14 protein-coding genes are annotated in these 19,245 nt (G+C 36.7%); 1 reads left to right on the forward strand and 13 read right to left on the reverse strand.

All coding sequences use genetic code 11. The features are described from left to right. Positions 1-289: 289 nt before the first annotated feature. The 7 genes from BVF91_RS11025 to BVF91_RS11055 form a co-directional block, all read right to left on the reverse strand. The gene (locus BVF91_RS11025; protein WP_085113453.1) at positions 290-6,763 is read right to left on the reverse strand and encodes a pectinesterase family protein; all 6,474 of its coding nucleotides are present in this window, start codon (positions 6,761-6,763) and stop codon (positions 290-292) included. A 540-nt stretch (positions 6,764-7,303) separates the two neighbouring features. After that, positions 7,304-7,498: a hypothetical protein gene (locus BVF91_RS11030; RefSeq protein WP_085113454.1), complete on the reverse strand. Its 195-nt coding sequence runs from the start codon at positions 7,496-7,498 to the stop codon at positions 7,304-7,306. A gap of 383 nt (positions 7,499-7,881) precedes the next feature. Next, the gene (locus BVF91_RS11035; protein ID WP_085113455.1) at positions 7,882-9,864 is read right to left on the reverse strand and encodes a methyl-accepting chemotaxis protein; all 1,983 of its coding nucleotides are present in this window, start codon (positions 9,862-9,864) and stop codon (positions 7,882-7,884) included. Positions 9,865-10,464: 600 nt separating this feature from the next. After that, positions 10,465-11,823 carry a PTS fructose transporter subunit IIC gene (locus BVF91_RS11040; protein ID WP_085113456.1) on the reverse strand — a complete coding sequence of 453 codons (1,359 nt, stop codon included), beginning with the start codon at positions 11,821-11,823 and terminating at the stop codon, positions 10,465-10,467. A 12-nt stretch (positions 11,824-11,835) separates the two neighbouring features. Next, positions 11,836-12,285: a PTS sugar transporter subunit IIA gene (locus BVF91_RS11045; protein WP_085113457.1), complete on the reverse strand. Its 450-nt coding sequence runs from the start codon at positions 12,283-12,285 to the stop codon at positions 11,836-11,838. 6 nt (positions 12,286-12,291) lie between these two features. Next, positions 12,292-13,224, reverse strand: a complete 933-nt coding sequence (gene pfkB / locus BVF91_RS11050; protein WP_085113458.1) for a 1-phosphofructokinase — start codon at positions 13,222-13,224, stop codon at positions 12,292-12,294. Continuing rightward, the gene (locus BVF91_RS11055) at positions 13,169-13,996 is read right to left on the reverse strand and encodes a DeoR/GlpR family DNA-binding transcription regulator (RefSeq protein ID WP_085113459.1); all 828 of its coding nucleotides are present in this window, start codon (positions 13,994-13,996) and stop codon (positions 13,169-13,171) included. Before BVF91_RS11055 ends, pfkB begins: the two co-directional genes overlap by 56 nt. Before the next feature lie 219 nt (positions 13,997-14,215). Between BVF91_RS11055 and BVF91_RS11060 the strand changes: the two genes are divergently transcribed. Beyond that, positions 14,216-15,148 carry a hypothetical protein gene (locus BVF91_RS11060; protein WP_085113460.1) on the forward strand — a complete coding sequence of 311 codons (933 nt, stop codon included), beginning with the start codon at positions 14,216-14,218 and terminating at the stop codon, positions 15,146-15,148. On the opposite strand, the gene BVF91_RS11065 is transcribed toward BVF91_RS11060, so the two are convergent. From BVF91_RS11065 to BVF91_RS11090, 6 genes are all read right to left on the reverse strand, one after another. Beyond that, complete coding sequence (locus BVF91_RS11065) at positions 15,149-16,333, reverse strand: ArnT family glycosyltransferase (protein WP_085113461.1); 1,185 nt, start codon at positions 16,331-16,333, stop codon at positions 15,149-15,151. 9 nt (positions 16,334-16,342) lie between these two features. Further along, positions 16,343-16,681, reverse strand: coding sequence for an EamA family transporter (locus BVF91_RS11070; protein WP_085113462.1), 339 nt, complete (start codon positions 16,679-16,681; stop codon positions 16,343-16,345). Beyond that, positions 16,678-17,049: a DUF2304 domain-containing protein gene (locus BVF91_RS11075; RefSeq protein ID WP_045413114.1), complete on the reverse strand. Its 372-nt coding sequence runs from the start codon at positions 17,047-17,049 to the stop codon at positions 16,678-16,680. The genes BVF91_RS11070 and BVF91_RS11075 overlap by 4 nt, the downstream gene beginning before the upstream one ends. 11 nt (positions 17,050-17,060) lie before the next feature. After that, entirely contained in the window at positions 17,061-17,771 is a 711-nt protein-coding gene (locus BVF91_RS11080; protein ID WP_085113463.1) for a glycosyltransferase family 2 protein, read from the reverse strand. Between the two features lie 94 nt (positions 17,772-17,865). Beyond that, complete coding sequence (locus BVF91_RS11085) at positions 17,866-18,273, reverse strand: GtrA family protein (RefSeq protein WP_085113464.1); 408 nt, start codon at positions 18,271-18,273, stop codon at positions 17,866-17,868. After that, on the reverse strand, positions 18,245-19,210 hold the full coding sequence (locus tag BVF91_RS11090; RefSeq protein WP_085113465.1) for a glycosyltransferase family 2 protein: 966 nt from the start codon (positions 19,208-19,210) through the stop codon (positions 18,245-18,247). The genes BVF91_RS11085 and BVF91_RS11090 overlap by 29 nt, the downstream gene beginning before the upstream one ends. Positions 19,211-19,245: the final 35 nt, after the last annotated feature.

The following is a 19,245-nucleotide window of genomic DNA, read 5'->3' on the forward strand; positions in this document are numbered from 1 at the left end:
AGCTTATCATTTACCCATTTTTCTATTCTCGTCTCTTTCTTTTCTAATTTCCCACCACACTTAAACACATGTCATTCATGATATTTATATCCTCTTGTTCTTTCATCAACCCATTTGGGTAATTCTGGAGTAATTGACCTTTTAATATCAATTTCTTGATCATTTTTATATCAAAATCATTCATATATTAATAACCTTTAATTTAATTACATCATATCAAATATTTAAACTATGCTTTACAAAAGCTAACTGCCAACAGCTTCTTAAGAAGTGTTGGCAGTTGAAATGATTATATGTTTCCGCTTTTCTCTAATAAGCCGTATATGATAGCTGCTGCTTCCGCTCTTGTGGCATTTCCTTTAGGTGCAAATACGTTGTTGGGCTCTCCATTTACTATTCCTAATCTTGCTGCATTTGCCACTACATTTCTTGCCCAGTCGCTTATGGTTTTGTCGTCGCTAAATGATGTGGCACCTAAGTTTTCTTCTTTGTACTGTGTCAGCATCTCGTATGCCCTCATGGCTATTGCTGTCATCTCTTCTCTTGTTATGCTGTCATTTGGCCTTGCGTTCTTTCCATCACCTTCTATTAATCCTGCTTTGTATGCTGCCTCTATTGCGTTTGCATACCAGTCTCCACTCTTTACATCGCTAAATTCTCCGCTGTATGCTTCTTCTTTTATGTTTAATAGCCTCAGTATCATTGCTGTGAATTCTGCTCTCGTTACTGTCTTGTTTGGTTCATACTGGGTGTCTGTCATCCCTTCTACTATGTGCCTTGATGCTAATACTTCTATTACGTCTTTCGCCCAATTGTCTTTTATGTCATTAAATGTCTTGTCGTACTCAAATGCTGCGTATTGTGAGAAGTGCGTCGCATTGAATGTTATTGTTCCAGATGACACGTCTACCTTTCCACCCACGTATTCCCATTGATTTGTCGTTGGGTTGTAGTAGTACACTGCTACTTTTCTTGGATCGTTGGCTTTTGATATATTTAATGTTACTTCTACTGGTTTTGCCAATGTTGCATTGCCACTGCTACTGCCTATCGTTATGTCTACTACATTAGAAAGTGGCACATAATTTGTCACATTAGGCTTTCCATTGTCTTTTATTGATACATTGACACCGTTTTGTATCTGGTTTTGGTTAAGTGCGTCTTTCGTAAGTGATATTGATGCGTTGTCTGATTTTATGACGATGTCTTTGCCGTTAGCAGCACTTGTATCTAAAATATCTTTAGAAATCTGTACGACTTTCTGTTGTCCTTGACCTATTGTGGTTATGTCAAATACGACTTCCTTGTCTTTTGAATTTACTATCAAGTCTTTAGCTTTTCCTGCATCAAGCGTCAATGTGATAATGTTGCCATTCTTTGTTATTACACCTATTGTATTGCTTACAGCACCACTATTGTTGCTTATATTACTTGTGCTGCTTCCACTGTTATTATTTGTACTGCCTGTGCTACTGCCGCTATTGCCGGTACTGCCGCCAGTGTTTCCACCTTCCTGACCTGTAGTGCCATTGCCATTGTTGCCATTATCGCTTGGATTTACTATAACCGCAACATCGTCTTGAGGATCTATATTAAAAGGTATCCAATCTCCAAGAAATGCTGTTATGGCCTTATCTGCAGTGGAAATATCTGTGCCGTCTGTCAATTTCCCATCCTTAATTACTGTAGCCCATGAAACTCTTTGAGATGTATTGTCAGTACCTGCTAAGGCTTCCATAGTGTCATATTCATACATCTTCGGCGATGTTCCTCCGAGCGTTGAAAGCCACCCTGCTGGCTGTATCAGTGATTGTAAAGTTCCGGAATAATCAGTAGGTTCTATTATAGTCTTATCAAACACAACTTCACTGGTATTTGCCAGCCAAGGTCTACCAAAATAACCAGGTTTAGAATGTTTTGTAGATGCAGTATCAACACCAGGTGTCGTTGATGTTATAGTACAATTGTACATCAAGAAACCTCTCCCAGATGATTGCTGAGCAGCGGTAATATACCCTACATCGTTGCTGGCATCGCTTGTGTTGAAAACAAGCTGACACTTATAGAAAACTGCTGTCATAGGTCCAAATATATAATCAGTTGAACCCATTATTACGCTTTTATTAAATGCTGCTATTGAATTGTTTCCACCATATAGTGTATCTTGTCTTCCAACAAATCTACAATTGTTAAAGTAAATTTGTTTCGCATTATCAGCTATTGCAAGCGCAGCAGCTCTTTCTACAAACGATTTGTTTTGGACTGCAGTGTCACCTGCATCTGTAGGTCTTACGCCTTTATTGCCAACATCAGGCACTACCACATCATTAGCCTCTTTATCAGATATATATTGGTTGTATGAATTTTCAAATATTATCCCATCTGCCTCAAATCCATCAGCATAGACAACCACTGTTGCATTCCAGAAACTTCCATTCGTAGTGCCTGCACCTGGATTGTGGTATGTCAAATAGCCGTTTGCTTTATTTACAGCTAATAAATCTGCATGATACTTGCCATCTGGACCCATGCTATAGTAGCTATACCCCGTACCATAATATGAAGTTATTCTTACTGCATTTTTGTCAATTCCAACGCCCTCATTTGTCAAATTAATACTTGGTTGTATGCTTGCATTTTTTATGGTAACATTGGGCACATCTATGACCAACATCTCTTCGTAATTACCTGGTTGAACTTCAATAGTAACTCTTTCGTTATTGGGACGATACATCGCTCTAACAGCATCTAACGCATCACTAATTGAAGTATAATCACAATCTTTTGGTCCTACAGTTATAGTTTCTTTATAAGGAACAGGAGTATAAACCCTGATACTGGTCAAATATGTTTGTGATGCATTATTGCCAGCAATACCAGTTAAAGTCACGTATCCATCGCTTTGTGCAACATAAGTAGCCGTCTTAATTTGATTTGTGCTTCCTAAGTTGACATCTACATTTGTAGTAGCGTCATTATTAAAATTAAATGCCGCACTACTTGTGTAACTTACAAAGACTATGTCTCCTGATTTTACAGGAACATCTATAGTTCCGCCTTTGGAAAGCAGCAGATAATAATTATTTTCAGAGACTCCACTGCTTGAAAGCTTAAGACCTAAATAGTAGTTAGAACCATTAATCGCCTCAATGCCTGGTCCCAATGCAATGGAGTTATACATAGCAAAATCCCATTTTGTTATAGGTTTAAAATTCAAATCAACTGTATTAGGTGCATCTTTTACTATTAAATCAGGTGTTGGAGTTAATACAACCGGATATTCACCTGTTCCTTTTATGCTAATCTTATATTGCCCATCTCTCAAACTAATGTTGCTATCAGTTAGATTAAACGTATAGCTATAGCCTGGCTCGTTTATATTTGTAAATGTAATTGTAGCACTGTTTTTTATAGAATCGTCAAGTCCTGTTGTATTTACAGTAATTTGATAAGTAGGCTTTGGTGTAAACACAAAATCATGCGTTCCATCGCTATTCGCACTTATTGTATTTTCATTAAGGGTATAATCATTAACACCTTCCGCATCTAAGGTATAAGTTACACCAGTCTCAAGCTGAACAGTGTAAGAGCCATCACTTGATATACTTATTTGTGGCACATAAATATTTGAAGATACAAAGTTTAGTTTCAACTTTGCCAGCGCATCCTGCGAGAGCCCTGTAATATGTCCTGTCAATGTTACAAGAGACGCCTTTTCTACACTAACATCAAACGTCTGATCGCCAGCACCATTTGCTATTGACAGTGTTTTCGCACTTGTAATAAGGTATCCATTGGCATTGTTTAGGCTTACGTCATAATCATAATTCTCGTTTAATGTTATTGTATATTTTCCATTGACAACATCTGCCGTTGTAACTTCTCCGTTTTCTTTATTTGTGAATGTAACTCCATAATTTGAAAGATCTGATGGTGCTGAAACTGTTCCACTGACAGTTACTGGCCTTGTATGCTGTCTGTAAACTCTGGCCACTACAAGCTTTTCATCTTTAGAGTATATCTTGTAAAGTCCTTCTTCAGATGCATAGAATGTCATTACACTCGCAGTACTTGAACCTAAAGTATGGACTTGTGTAGAAACATTTCCGCTGGGTGACTGAAAAACAATTGTAGAAGGATTTCCGTTTGATGCTACTACCAAAGTCACAATATCATCTTTTTGCAAGTAAACTCCTATATATACATTAGGATTTGCACTTGAATTTGAATAAAGATACCCTGAATAAGTTATACTTCCATCACTGCTTTTCAAAGATTTCGAGTCATACCGGGTTAGACTTGTATTTATTGTCCTTAGCCTGTGTGTGTTTAATTTTCCTCCATCGCTAAAGACAAATTCTCCATTGTTAAGCGTAAAACCATTTATTGTAACACCTGATGTTCCCGGAGTAACACCTGGATACAAGCTATTTATAATGTCCACCGTTAATTTATTGTTATATTTTGTCGGATCTAACTGTTCCGCGCCAAAGTCCCATACATCTATCTTGTTGTAATCTATCGTCTCCGTTCCGCCACCTTCCTGACCTGTAGTATTTGCCTTGGCAGTAGTAAATGTAACTATTGGTCCAAAGATAGTATTGTTTTGATCATCTGTTGCTTCAACAGTTATTGTATACTGAGTATCTGGATTAAGTCCCGTAAGGTCGTAAGTCGTAGTGTTTCCATCAGCCTTTCCCAATATGGTGCCGTCTGTACCTACAAGCTGATATCCTGTATAAGTGCCAGAAACTGCACTTGTCCAAGTTATCGATGCACTGTCGTACGTCACATTCGACACTGTAGCTGTGCTATTTGATGGCCACTCTGGAATCTGCGGCTGTGTAGTATTTCCCGTAAACTGTATATTAGTTGAATGAACAAGATGCCATGGATTTACAGGTGTCGTCTTATCGCCATCATAATTAGGAGTAGAGCCATAGAAAACTACATTATTGAATGTACTGTTTTTCAAATAGTAAATCTTCGTCTGATACGTTCCAGCGCCAAAAAATACATTGTTGAAAGTAATGTTGTAATCAAATCCATCCGGCGCACCCTGGAACATTATGGCGTATTTTTTAGATCCATTTACCGTACAATTTTCCACCGTAATATCATGGAATGTCGGTTCATCTGGTGCCCAATTGCTGGTATCTGTAGGCAATGCGCTTGAATATCCATCCGTTAGCAAGAATGGCGATCCATCATTATCTGTTATATACGCAAGGGCACTATCTCTAAATGTAATATTTCTTGCACCGCCGCCATTGCCGCTTTGAGATTTACCTCTTAGCCCTATAGCGGTTCCATTTATGACATTGTCCTCAGCTAAAATGTTCTGAATCCACGCTGCAGTATGGCTGCCCATGGCTATTACACCATGTCCTCTGCCAAAGTAGTTGTCAAACACCCATGCATCTCCCGTTGGAGGATTTTGTTCACCTGAAAGTCCAACGCCTGCATCGAAGTTGACATCGTCATCCCCTGTATTGAATACAGAATTTACGACAGTCAAACCTGTGCTGTTGCCAAAATCTATGCCATCGCCATTATTGCAGTCATAAGTTGAGGCAATCAATTGGTTTAAAACAACATTCTGCGAATTCGTGACAGATATTGTATGGAAAGACGGATTTGTCACCGTAAGCCCGTCACCGATGTAAAGCCCATTGACATTGTTAAATACCATCAAGTTAGACCTTGTAGCATAGGCATTGCTGGTGCCTTGAGATGAATATTTATTAAACTGATTTAAGGCAAGGTGGTTTTTCGCAGTAGTCGATATGTTGCTGCTATTTCCCTTTTGATATTGGTCAAACTGATCATCAATAGGCACGCTGGTATCTTTGCTGGAAACTTGCGCCCATCCATTGCCGTTTATCACGCCATGTCCTACAATCCTTATATTTTGATACTGTATCGTATTGCCGTACACATCCGTGCTGACTGTAGAAATAAGAGGCGCTGACTTCTGTCCTACTTGGCTCGGATCAGTATCGTATGGATTTGGATATTGGTCTGGATCTGTGGTACCTAAAAGCGTACCTTCTACATCAAGTGTCATATTGCTTTTAAGATGTATAGGTCCTGTGACAAATATTTTCCCTGCAGGCACCAATACAACGCCACCGTCTGGACATTCGTCAATCGCCTTTTGTATTGCTGCCGTATTTAAAGTACCTGATGACGGTATTCCGTTTACATCGTCCGCCAGCACGCCATCACCTATAGCGCCTGTTGACTCTATATTTATGATGTTTTCACTCGGTATTGAAGGCGCAGTGCTTTGAGTGATTGTAACTGGTGTTGATGTATTGCCATTAGCATCTACAGATTGTACTTGAATCGTATACAACGTATCAGGCTTAAGCCCTGTAAGCACAAATGAATGCATAGAAATCTTATATGCACTCATCACAGTATTCCCACTGTCATCCTTTAAATCTCCAACATTATTATCGTAAAATTGCTTAATATATGGACTTGCCACTGTTTGATTCTCACTTGCATAGTATACTTGTTCATAGACACTATCGCTTACAGTAATCTTGTAGTCGGTAATATCACTGTAATTATCCGGTTTATGCCAAACAAGAGTAAAACCCGTATCTGTTACAGAACCTGATAAGACTTGCAGATTCAAAGGTGCTGCCGGTGCAGAAGTAGTATCTGCAAATGCTTTACTCATTGGCATTGTAAACACCATCAAAAATGTCAATAAGAACGAAACAAAACTATTAAGTTTCTTTCCTATACCCATTGTTTTCCCTCCTAAAACATTATTTGTTCTTCAATCATTTTAAACTTGCAAATAGACTTATAAACCTTTACACCTCCCGTCTTCAAAATTTACATCAGTTAACAAATTTGTGCGTAAAGAGTTATTTAGCAATGCTTAAAAAGCCCATATTAGAGTTTAAAACCTCATGCACACGTTAACAATTTTAGCTGCCAAAAATGTTTATTGAAAAATATAAAGATTTAGAAATTTAGCAAAACAACAGAAAACAATAGCAAATAATACTATGAATAATAAATAATACAAGTTTAAAATCATTAAATTTACATATTTTGGGTTGAACCGTTTCATTTAGCTTCTTATGTAAGTATATCTAAACAATTGTTAACGTGAACACTTTCTTCGTAATTTATTATATATCTTATCACAATAAATGTCAATAAGGATATTGAATAGACACATATGGTATTTTATAAAAATTATGCAGCCATGACTAACGCACACCAGTTCCCTTATCTGCTACAATTTGAAAATGTGCCTCTTTTTAAAACTGTAACCATACTATTTTTTTGCCTTAAAAAATCTTTTCTTCTTAGCGTACCTATATACAGTTGCAATAGCAATAAACCCTAAACTGACAAATAAATTTATTTCTGCGGACAGTCTCCATATTGTTTCTGCTGCAATAAAATATAATGTCGCAGCTAAAAAATATATAACACCAAAAACAATGTCATTTTTAGATAATTTTTTCATGATATACCCTCTATTATTAAAAATTTAACATTGATTTATTTTGCACCACTTGTAGCAATGTCCAAAAGCTTTTATCTTCTTAAAGAAATCTTTTTGGACATGCTTAACATATTATAATATATTTACTATAAAAAGTAAATGAATTTCCAAAAATTTTGCAACTAATAAAATATATAAAGCGAAGCCCTTTTATATATCAATGATTAAATAAATTGCGATTGAAATATGTAAACTCCAACTTTTGCTAAAAAAATCGAGATTTTAAAAATAGAACTATCCCTTCTATAAATTAATCTCTATTTTCAGGATATGATATTTTACTGTTTAACAAATACATAAGGTTGAATATATCCAACCTTATGTATTTTCTTATTAAGTTTTAACTAATCTATTTTGAATTTTTCAACTTCTTTACTAAGAATATTTGAATACTCTTTTAACTGATTAGCCGTTGAAGCCATTTCTTCAATGATAGCTGATTGTTCTTCTGAAGATGCTGATACTTCTTGTGTTGATGCCGCAGTTTCTTCAGAAACAGCAGCAATATCTTCAACAGAACTTACAATCTTATTTTTATGAATTTCTAATTCTTTTAGAGAATCATTTAAATTATCTATTTTTTCTACAATAAAATTGACGGCAGAAATAATTCCTTCAAATGCACCTCTCGTCATATCAACTGCATTATTTTGTTCTTCTATTGAATTAACAGAAGTTTCAACTGTCTTATAAGTCTCAGAAATAGTATCCTTTATATCTTTTATTAAGTTTGTTATATTATTTGTAGCTTCAGATGACTTTTCAGCCAGTTTTCTTATCTCTGTAGCTACAACTGCAAAACCCTTTCCCGCATCACCTGCTCTTGCAGCTTCTATAGCAGCATTAAGAGATAACAATTTAGTTTGATCGGAGATTTCTGTTATCATGTCTATTATCTTGCTGATTTCTTCTGATTTTTCCATCAAATAATCTGTCGACTTCTTTAGATCATTGTTCGTTTCTATTGTTATATTTGTTTTTTCAACTAAATTATTTATTGTTGTTAATCCCTCATTAGATACAGTATTAACATTTTTTATTTCGTTGTTCATTGATTCAGCATCACCTACAGACTTATCAATTAGTTCACCGAGCAGAACAGCTTCATTTGCACTTTCCTCTGCATCTTTCGCTTGGCTCATTGCACCTTGTGCCATTTGCTCTATTGCCTTAGCTATATCCTGCGTAGCCTGTGCAGCTTGTTCAGATGAGCTTGACATATTTACAGCTGACTCTGACAAAGAATTAGAAACATTTTTTATATTTAATACTAGATTCTTAATTTGCTCGATCATATTATTAAAGCTTTTGGCTAATATACCCACTTCGTCTTTAGATTTTAAATCAATTTTTACTGATATGTTTCCCTTAGATGCTAATGACATTGCATTAACTACCTTTTTTATACCAGAAGTTATTGAATTTGCAAATATATATGCTATAAAGAAACCAATTAATAGTACAATTATACTCACAACAATCACAGTTTCACGTATTTTCGAAAGATCGCCCATTAATTTGCTGCTGCTCATTTCAACTATAGCCTTCCAATTAAAATCACTAAGATTTCTTATGCTTGCATATTTGTAATCATTATTTGATATGTAACTAACTATTGAATCATTTGTTGTAAGTAGCTCATTTCCATAATTATACTTTTTTATAGATGTAAATAGCCGTTTCTGATTAGGGTCTGAAATTATTGTGCCATCTTTTGTTATAACATATATATATCCTGATTGACCTAATTTTATGCTTGACAAATCTTTTGACAGCTGAGATAAACTTATATCAATACCAATTACCCCAAGCATTTTGCCATTGGAATTTATAACAGCTTTAGCAATGGTTATCATAGGCTCTTTTGTACCATAATCTTGATATGGTTCAGTCCAAATAATTTTGCCATTTGCTTTTACTGCTTCTGTATACCAAGGTCGTTTCGTAGGATCATAATCTTTTAATGTTGGATCTGGTGGATATAAAATATATTTTTTGTCAGGCGTTCCAAAATACGCGTATAATATATTAGGCATCGATTTTTTAGTTTCTTCTAACTTGTTAAATATCAATTGTTCTGAAGTATTGCTTCCATCATAATTTATAAATTCATTCGACTCTGATACAGCAGTTAACAATGATTCCGTATCCGTTTTAAAAGAATTTACGTATCTATTGAATACTTCTAACGCAGCTTGATTGGATTCATTAACCTTTGTTTTTAATACACTTTCTGCAATGCTCATAGAAAAATATCCAGTTACTATCAATGAAACAGAAATTAATAATGCTATAAACACAAGAAGTTTCGTTTTTATACTTTTCATCTAAAAGCCTCCATTTATAAGTTTAGTTTAAATATTAAAATTAACTTATATATTTTTTATCTACATTATAGTGTTTTCGGCTTTTATACGTAAAAATTGATACTTTTTAAATAATTTTAGCATAATAATATAGTTCATAAGATTTCCAAAACCTCCTAATGTTCAGTCCTTCCTTATCTATTCATGACTAGACAAGTACTATAGCCTCTACTGACTTTTTCAAGATTCAGCATAAATCACTGTATAGATTGTCATTTCAGAGTTCACTTTAATGACTTGTCCTTGAGACCTCTCCGGGTAAGAACAATAACCTTCATCTCGTTTATCTGCCAGATTTACTGTATGGGGTTCGGGTAGTGTTGGACTTCGTTTTGTTTAGCAGACTCGTCCACCCCAATTCAGCCTCTTATCTGGTTCGTATTCCTCAGATCGAGATTTTGCCTACCGCTTCTTTCAGATTCCACCTCACGATGGACACCCTTGCGGTTCAGCTAGTGGTTCCCTCTACCAAGCCCACAGCAAACTCACACCGCCAAGTTACCACCCACGCCGGGCACACTAAAACATCGCCCCATATTCTGGAGCGATGTTTTATATAAATCACGATACTTTCTTTTTCAAAAGTCCTATCATGAAGGCTGTCACTACCATACCTACAAGTATAGCAAGAATGTACAAAAGCGGATTTGATACAGCGATTGGTATTACGAATATTCCGCCGTGTGGCGCTCTAAGTTCTATATGGAACAACATGGAAAGTGCGCCTGTAACTGCAGATCCTACCATGATGGATGGTATTACTCTAAATGGATCTGCTGCAGCAAACGGTATAGCACCTTCTGTTATAAATGATGCACCTAAAACCCATGCCGCTTTACCTGCTTCTCTTTCTTCTTTCGTAAATCTATTTTTAAATATGACTGTAGCAAGTGCCAAACCTAAAGGCGGTGTCATTCCTGCAGCCATAACCGCTGCCATAGGCATAAACACATTTGACGCCAAAAGACCTGTTGCAAATGTGTATGCTGTCTTGTTGACAGGACCACCCATGTCAAATGCCATCATGAGTCCTAATAGTGCGCCAAATATGACTGCATTTGTAGAGCTCATGCCTTTAAGCCAATTTGTAAGACCTGTCATTATGGTCTTCATAGGCGTACCAACAACGTATATCATGAGAAGGCCTACGATAAGCGTCGATAATACAGGTAGTATAAGAACTGGCATTAAGCCCTCCATCGTCTTAGGCAATTTTATGGTCTTTTTCAGGTAGTAGACTGTATAACCAGCAAGAAAACCAGATATGATACCGCCTAAAAATCCTGCACCAGTTGATACTGCTAACATACCACCTACCATACCTGGTACAAGTCCAGGTCTATCTGCTATAGAATAAGCCAAAAATCCCGAAAGTATTGGAACCATAAGTGCGAATGCAGAGCCACCGCCAATTTGCATCAGGGCAGCAGGCAATGTCCCTGGCACCTGAAATGCCTTGTATCCCCATAGGAATGAAAGTGCTATGGATATACCTCCTGCTACTACGAAAGGTATCATATATGATACACCTGTCATCAAGTGCTTATAAGCGCCTGTCCTTTGACTGGCCCTTTCTTCGTGAATCTTTTCCACTTTTTCTACGTAATTCTTTGGTTTTTCCATCTTCAATGCTTTTTCAATCAATTCTTTCGGATTTTTTATAGCTTCCTCAACTGGAACTTCCAGTATAGGTTTACCTTCGAAGCGGGACTTGTCGACTTTTGTCGCAGCAGCAATTATGACTGCATCCGCTTCATTTATGTCGTTTTCTGTCAATTGATTTTCTGCCCCTATAGACCCTTGTGTCTCAACTTTTATAGCCACATTAAGCTCTTTACCTGCCATTTCCAAGTTTTCTGCAGCCATATAGGTATGGGCTATACCTGTAGGGCATGCAGTAATGGCGACAATCTTTTTCATCAAAAATCCCCCTTATTCATAATTTTTGAAAGCATTTATGACATCCTCGTAAGTCTCAGCCTTATTTAGTTCATCTCTCACCTCCTCATGCATCAGTGACCTTGAAAGCTTAGCTAAAATCTTAAGATGCAGGTTGTCAGAATCCTCAGGTGCTGCAATGAGAAAAAATAGATGCGATGGTTTTCCATCCATCGAATTGTAGTCTATGCCATCTTTCGACTTTCCAAAAACTAATGAAGCCTTTTTCACTAAACTGCTTTTTCCATGCGGTATAGCAACACCCATCCCAATGCCTGTGGAGAACTCCTCTTCTCTTTTTAATACCACTTCCAAAAACTTGCCTTCGTCCTCAATGGCTCCTTTTGCTGCCAATGGCTTTATAAGCTCTTTCAATACAGATAATTTGTCTTTTGATTTCAAATCAAATATCATCATGTCTTTGTCAAGTATTTCTTCAATCATCGTTTATCACCTTTCTATTACTTCAATCTCAACTTTTTCTTTAAGTTCTTCCACATCTTTTAAAGAACAAGCTTTAGTGCCTTCCCTCATGATAACTGATGTAGATGCAGATGATGCCATCTTTATAGCTTCTTCTATGGAAAGATTCTCGCTTAAGCCATAGGCAAAACCTGCCACATAGGCATCTCCAGCTCCTACTGTCCCTTTAACTTGAACCTTTATGGGTTTTACTTTATACGCTTTATCCTCTGTCACAACGATGCTTCCGCTGCCACCCATCGATACTGCCACAATTGAAATCCCACTTTCAATTATCCTCATGCCTTCTTCAATAATCTCATCAACACTTTCAAGATTTTTCCCTGTCATCCTTCTAAGCTCGTGAATATTTGGCTTTATCATATAAGGCTTTCCTTCTACGCCAAGCTTTAAAGCATCTCCATCAGCATCCAATATGACTTTTACGCCTTTTTCGCTGACTTTCTCAATTATCTGTCTGTAAAAATCTTTATCCATGTTAGGTAGTAAGCTTCCTGACAAAACAATCACATCCGATAAATCAGCATGCTCATTTATGCTCAAAATCAGCTTTTCTATTTCATCTTGAGAAACATCTGGACCAGCTTCGTTTATATCTGTATAAGTGTGTCTAATCTCATCAACTATCTTTATGTTTGTCCTTATATCATTTTTTATTTGTACAAAGTTAAACTTTATCCCTAATTCACTTAGGACATTTTCGATGTACTTGCCGTTTGGTCCCATGAAGCCTAAACACTTAACGTCGCAGCCTAAATTTTTTAAGTTTTTTGCGACATTTACGCCTTTACCGCCTGCATCGATTATGGTTCTTGACACCCTGTTAACTGCACCTATTTTAAATTCATTTACTATTAGCGTCCTGTCTATCGCCGGATTTACCGTCACCGTCGTAACCATCTAATACATCCTTTCCAAAGTTTAGTACATCCACATTGGCCTGTTCATACTTTCTCACTATCTCGTAGTCCAGCTCGTCATCAGTTATAATGGCAGTTATATCGCTTATGTCTGCAAATTTTACAAAAGATTTCTTCCCAAACTTGGTGTGGTCTACAACTGCATAAACTTCATTAGAGACATCTATCATCGCCTTTTTCGTGTTTGCCTCTATGATATCTGGTGTCATAAGCCCGTTCTCATAGGATATGGCATTTGCACCGATAAAAGCTTTGTCGACTTTAAAATTCCTTATCACCATCTCAGCTATAGGGCCAACAAGCGCTTTTGTATTAAGCCTCTCTATACCGCCTGTAACTATAAGCTCAATATTATTGCGGTTTGAAAGCTCTATGGCAATGATAGGAGAGTTTGTCACAACTGTAAGATGTATATCTTGAAGTGATTTTGCAATCATCAGCGTAGTAGTGCCAGCATCAAGGATTACAGAATCGCCTTCTTCTATGAGTGAAGCTGCCATCTTGCCGATCTGCATCTTTGATGGAAGCTCGTAATCCTCTTTCTCAACAAACGACGGCTCGTAATGTGTATGCGTATTCAATATGGCACCGCCATGTGTCCTCTGTATAAACCCGTCTATCTCCAACATCTTTAGATCTCTTCTTATGGTGGATTCTGACACGCCTAAGATCTCACTAAGCTCAGACACCGTAATGCTTTTATCCTTGCTTAGTATCTCGGCTATTTTCATCCTGCGCTCTTCCCCAAACATCCAATCACATCCATTCAAAATAGATGATAATTTTTGATTGATTATGCTCAATTATGATTATACAATGAAAATGTTTTTTTGTCAATTGCCTATATATAAGATTTTCACTTTTTTACTACATTATAAATGTAAAGTTTCATTAATTGTTCGCTTATAATAATATTTTTCAAGCAACATCTATTTAAGATCTATTTAAAAATGAAAATGGGGGTTTAAAAAATGATAAATGGTTTTAAGGAAGAATACGGGATAGTGCCAAAGAATTTTTTTGAAAGTCTATCTTCAATATCCGGTTCACAGTTAAAAATCATAATGTACGTCGCAAAGCATACAATAAAGAATGGAAAGTGCATTCCAGTAAAACTTACTATAGATGAAATACAGAAGGGAAAATACGAAAACGGCAAAAGAATAGACAGTGGCACAGGTCTATCTACAGGCATCATAAGTAAAAGCTTGAAAAATGCCATAAAAGACGGATTTTTGGTGTGCTACGTCGACAACGAGGACAAATTGCGGCAAAAGAAATACTACACATTAAGACAAAATACATCCATCGAAGGCATCACGTACAAATATGGCGAAAACGGTAGAATAACCGAATTTTGCGATTGGCAAAATATGACAATCGGTGATTTCACTCATATGCCATACATCGACAAAAGCGAATACGCAGATAAAGAAACTGAAAACCGAATTTCAGATAGTGAAAAGGTAGATGATGTTAAAAACATTGAAAGCATTCCATTTTCAAAAAGTGAAAACAATATGATCATATCAGATATGAATGATATTATAGATATTAATTCTGATAGTATATCTATCAATCATATCAATGATATGATGTATCAAGAAAGTGAAAACGCGCCTAAGTACATAGACAAAGGCATGCTTAAGGACAAGTACCATCTTACAGATGACGAGATGAATCTGTGCATATCTCGCATGAAGGGAAAGGACATAAAATATCCAGCAAAGTTCTTAGAAAAAGTCATACAAAACTACTTAAAAGACAAATCGATACTAAAAGATGCCTCATCATTAAATACGGCACCAAGAAACTACTTTAATTCATATCCACAGAGGAAGTACGACGTAAATGAGCTGGAAAGAAAGCTATTGGAAGTGTCAAGAAAGAGGACTCGACAATAATCAAATGCTTTTTTCAAATAGCAGCTTATCAATCACATAAGATGCGAGAATTATGAGAAGCGGCATGATTGAAAATGCATATCTATTAGTCGGTATAAACATAAGCTGAATAAGCGTCACAAGAATAGCATATATGCCGATAAAACGTATTTCATATTTTCTAAGGGAATAAAATGCTCCAAGCCAACCTATAGCCATCACAAAGCTGTGAATAAGATATATATTTTGCAAATATTGATATTTCGGGTCAAGATCATACCACATGCTTCCGAATATTATATTGAACTTGCCTATTGTATACCATTTAAAATAATAGATGGGGCTTTTCTCAAAGCCTTTTATGATGAATTTGATGACATCCGTAGTGGAGCGAATGTTCTGTGGAACATGCTCTATTCCATTGAAGAAAGGGAAGGCGCCTCCCAACATTGGATTCCAAGTTTGAGTTGCAAATAAAATAAGCTTATGAAGCGTCACAATATTCCTAATCCACCAAGGCATCATGATCACTATGAACCCGATTAAAACCTGCAAAAAATTCCTTACAGTGTAATTTAGATCTCTATTTTGGATGTACATTAAAATGTAAGGTATCACTATAAGCGGTGCTGCAGCAGGTCTTATTAAGATTGCCAGTCCAAATAAGATACCTGTTAAAACATTTATATACGCCTTAGGTCTTTTAAGCGCAATAACCTGCAAATACAAATACACCATGAAAACAAAAGTGTACACTGTCTCTGTAAGAATTAGCGTAGATGCCCATACAAATGTAGGATAAATGGCTGATATTGAGGCAGCCATGAGGCCCACTTTGTTATTTCTGATTTCTCTACCTATGAAAAAAATAAGTAAAACCGTCAATACGCTTAATACACTTTGCACGATCCTTACAGCTTGAAGCGGACTACCGTTAGAAAAGCCAAAAATCTTGTAGATTAAAGCGAGAAATAAAGGATACCCCGGTGTCACATAAGCATTTGGAGAATTTGACATATAACCTAAGAAGCCTTTTGTCAAAAACTGTTTCACCATTATGTCGTAATTCTTGGCATCACCTGAAAGGGGTGGCTGAATTACTTTGTAGACAAATAGGAATCTCAAATACAAAGCAATAGCTAAAACAGCAATCAATGAAACAGCGACAAAAAACTTCTTTGAGCTAAGTTTCAGTTTAATAGCCATGATTACCTCCTATCTTAACGCAATCAACGATGCACCTGCGAAGATGAGAACTACGCCAATCCATCTTGTCATTGGTATGGTCTCTTTAAATATGAGCCATGCCACAAATACTCCTAAAGCATAAGCAGTGCTCTGCAAAGGATAGACGATGCTGAATTTTCCTTTTGCAAGAATGTATAGCCACAAGACAGTAGCTAATGCGTATACTATTATCCCACTTATGACGTACGGCGACATGAGTGACATCAGTACGCCTTTAAAACTGCTGGCACTTCCAATGCCTATTTTCCAAAGCACTTGTCCCGTCACCAAAAGCAAAACATTTACTGCAACAAGTAAGTATATCAATCGCCTTTGCCTCCTTCTACATCTCTGCTGCTTTTTTCTACCATATTCTTTAATATGGCCACTTCCTGCGTCAGTTTAACAATGCTTTCCGTCTGTTTAGATATTATCAACGTAAGGTGAAAACAGTATGAGATGATAAACAGAAGTCCCAAGAGAAACAGGACAGACGGAGCATAATAAATGTGAAGCATACGGCTTAAAAGATTTAAAAATCTCAAATTGGCTGATATTACAATCATAACTATAGAAAAAAATATCCAAAATAAGCTGTACTTCTCTAAAAGATTGCCTTTTTTTATCTCAACTACGATTATAACTAAGAACAGTATGCTAAAAATTAAAGAAAAACTGTAGACATTAAAAAACACAAAAAGACCTCCTATGCTTTTTGTTGTTCTTTGGTTTTGATGCAATTTATCAGTATCGCCAGCGTCACCTTTACCATATAATAAATTGAGCGCCTAAAATTGATAGAAGAACGTCCGCCCAATCTCTCATACATCTCAACAGGTATCTCCATGATTTTAAATCCGCTTTTGCTAAGCCTTGCTACAACTTCGACTTCCGGATAATCCTGAGGATAGCTTTCGCTAAAGTACTTAATGACTTTCCTGTTAGCTGCTCTAAAGCCTGATGTAGTATCATATATGGCTTTTCCCGTCAAGGCTTTTAATAAAAGCGTGAAGAAATATGAACCTGTTCGCCTCAGATACGATCCTTTGTAATTAGTCTTTGAAACATACCTGGACCCTATCACAAGATCAGCCTTATCTTCTAATATGGGCTTTATAAGCTTATCTATGAATCTTGCATCGTGCTGCCCATCTGCGTCAATCTGTATTGCTATATCATAACCATACCTGTAAGCGTACTTATATCCTGTCTGCATACATCCACCGATCCCAAGGTTAAAAGGGAGATCTATGACTGTGACACCATTGTTTTTAGCGATAAAGGACGTCTTATCGCTGGAACCGTCATTGACAACGAGTATATCTACATCTTTATTTACTCTCTTTATGTTATTGATGACGCTATCGATGGTCTTCTCCTCGTTGTAAGCCGGAATGATGACAATGACATTTGGCAATTTATTCAACTCCCATCACATTAATACACATTTCATTATATCATAAATTTATCACACAATTAAATTTTACCTTATTTTTACATGACAATCTGCGTTAGGCCTTCTTAAACACCCAAAGCTTGCTGCCTACAAAGTTTATCATCATTGAAAACAATGTGGCAATCACCTTGGCAGAAATGACTCCTACAACCGGCTTTAGTGGATACAGGATAGAAAGAGATACCGCTAATGACACACCATTTACAGCGATAAATTTGAATACTTCGTATCCATGCGGAGTTGATTTGTCGCCAAATGTCCAATACTTATTCATGATAAAGCTGTTTACAACACCACAGCTATAAGATATCACCTGCGCCGCCATGTAGTACATCCCAAAAAACGTAAGAACGGTGAAAACCGAAAAATCCACCAAAGTATTTACTATGCCTACAAGATTAAACTTTATAAACTGCAAAAACCCTGCTTTGCTATTATCTTGTTTCTCCTGTCTTTCCATCATCAAAACCCACCTTTCTGGCTATGATGTACAATGGTCTATCCCTTACTTCATCGTATATCCTTCCGATGTACTCTCCGAATGCTCCTAAGACCGAAAAGTTTAAGCCGAATAAGATCATATTTACAGCTATGACTGTATTTTCTATCGATACATCAACGCCTGCGACTTTTAAGACAAGCTCTACAATCAAATACGCAAATCCTGTTACTAACAGAAAAATGCCCAAATTCAAAGGCAATTTAAGCGGTGCATACGAAAACGACGTAATACCGTCCATGGCCAGCTTAAGCATCTTTTTAAGTGTGTATTTCGTTTCACCTGCAAGCCTTGGATCTCTTACGTATTCTACACCTATCTGCTTAAAACCTACCCAGCTTACAAGCCCTCTTATATACCTGTTTTTTTCTTTTATTGATGTCATAGAATTCATTACATCACATACTTTTCTATCTATCAAGCGAAAATCACCTGTATCAACAGGTATATCCACATTTGTAAGGCTTTTTAGCAATCTGTAGAAAACCCTTGCCGTAAAAAGTTTAAAGAATGACTCCCCTTTTCTCTCCGCCCTTTTGCCGTACACAACATCGTATCCTTCCTTCCACTTCTCGATCATCTTTAATATCACTTCAGGTGGATCTTGCAGGTCTGCGTCGATTACGATGATTGCATCGCCTTTGGCATTGTCCATGCCGGCTGTTATGGCTGTCTGATGCCCAAAATTTCTCGAAAAGCTTATAAGCTTCACATTTCTATCATTCATGCTTATCCCACTTAGAATCTCTGCTGACTTGTCATGGCTGCCGTCATCTACAAATATAAGCTCGTAAGTCTCATCAGTTGAGTCCATGACTTTTTTAAGCCGCCTGTACGATTCTTCAATAAGAAGTTCTTCGTTATACACAGGTATGACAACAGAATACTTTATATGAGACATATCTATCCCTTCTTTCAAAATATTTATGTCCAAGT

Origin of the sequence: Thermoanaerobacterium sp. PSU-2 (assembly GCF_002102475.1) — a bacterium.
In the GTDB taxonomy this organism is placed as follows: Bacteria; Bacillota; Thermoanaerobacteria; order Thermoanaerobacterales; family Thermoanaerobacteraceae; genus Thermoanaerobacterium.

Excerpts from the sequence above, each read along its gene's own strand:
- BVF91_RS11025 (WP_085113453.1), bottom strand. The coding sequence starts at position 6,763 with ATGGGTATAGGAAAGAAACTTAATAGTTTTGTTTCGTTCTTATTGACA.
- BVF91_RS11030 (WP_085113454.1), bottom strand. The coding sequence starts at position 7,498 with ATGAAAAAATTATCTAAAAATGACATTGTTTTTGGTGTTATATATTTT.
- BVF91_RS11035 (WP_085113455.1), bottom strand. The coding sequence starts at position 9,864 with ATGAAAAGTATAAAAACGAAACTTCTTGTGTTTATAGCATTATTAATT.
- BVF91_RS11040 (WP_085113456.1), bottom strand. The coding sequence starts at position 11,823 with ATGAAAAAGATTGTCGCCATTACTGCATGCCCTACAGGTATAGCCCAT.
- BVF91_RS11045 (WP_085113457.1), bottom strand. The coding sequence starts at position 12,285 with ATGATTGAAGAAATACTTGACAAAGACATGATGATATTTGATTTGAAA.
- pfkB (WP_085113458.1), bottom strand. The coding sequence starts at position 13,224 with ATGGTTACGACGGTGACGGTAAATCCGGCGATAGACAGGACGCTAATA.
- BVF91_RS11055 (WP_085113459.1), bottom strand. The coding sequence starts at position 13,996 with ATGTTTGGGGAAGAGCGCAGGATGAAAATAGCCGAGATACTAAGCAAG.
- BVF91_RS11060 (WP_085113460.1), top strand. The coding sequence starts at position 14,216 with ATGATAAATGGTTTTAAGGAAGAATACGGGATAGTGCCAAAGAATTTT.
- BVF91_RS11065 (WP_085113461.1), bottom strand. The coding sequence starts at position 16,333 with ATGGCTATTAAACTGAAACTTAGCTCAAAGAAGTTTTTTGTCGCTGTT.
- BVF91_RS11085 (WP_085113464.1), bottom strand. The coding sequence starts at position 18,273 with ATGATGGAAAGACAGGAGAAACAAGATAATAGCAAAGCAGGGTTTTTG.
- BVF91_RS11090 (WP_085113465.1), bottom strand. The coding sequence starts at position 19,210 with ATGTCTCATATAAAGTATTCTGTTGTCATACCTGTGTATAACGAAGAA.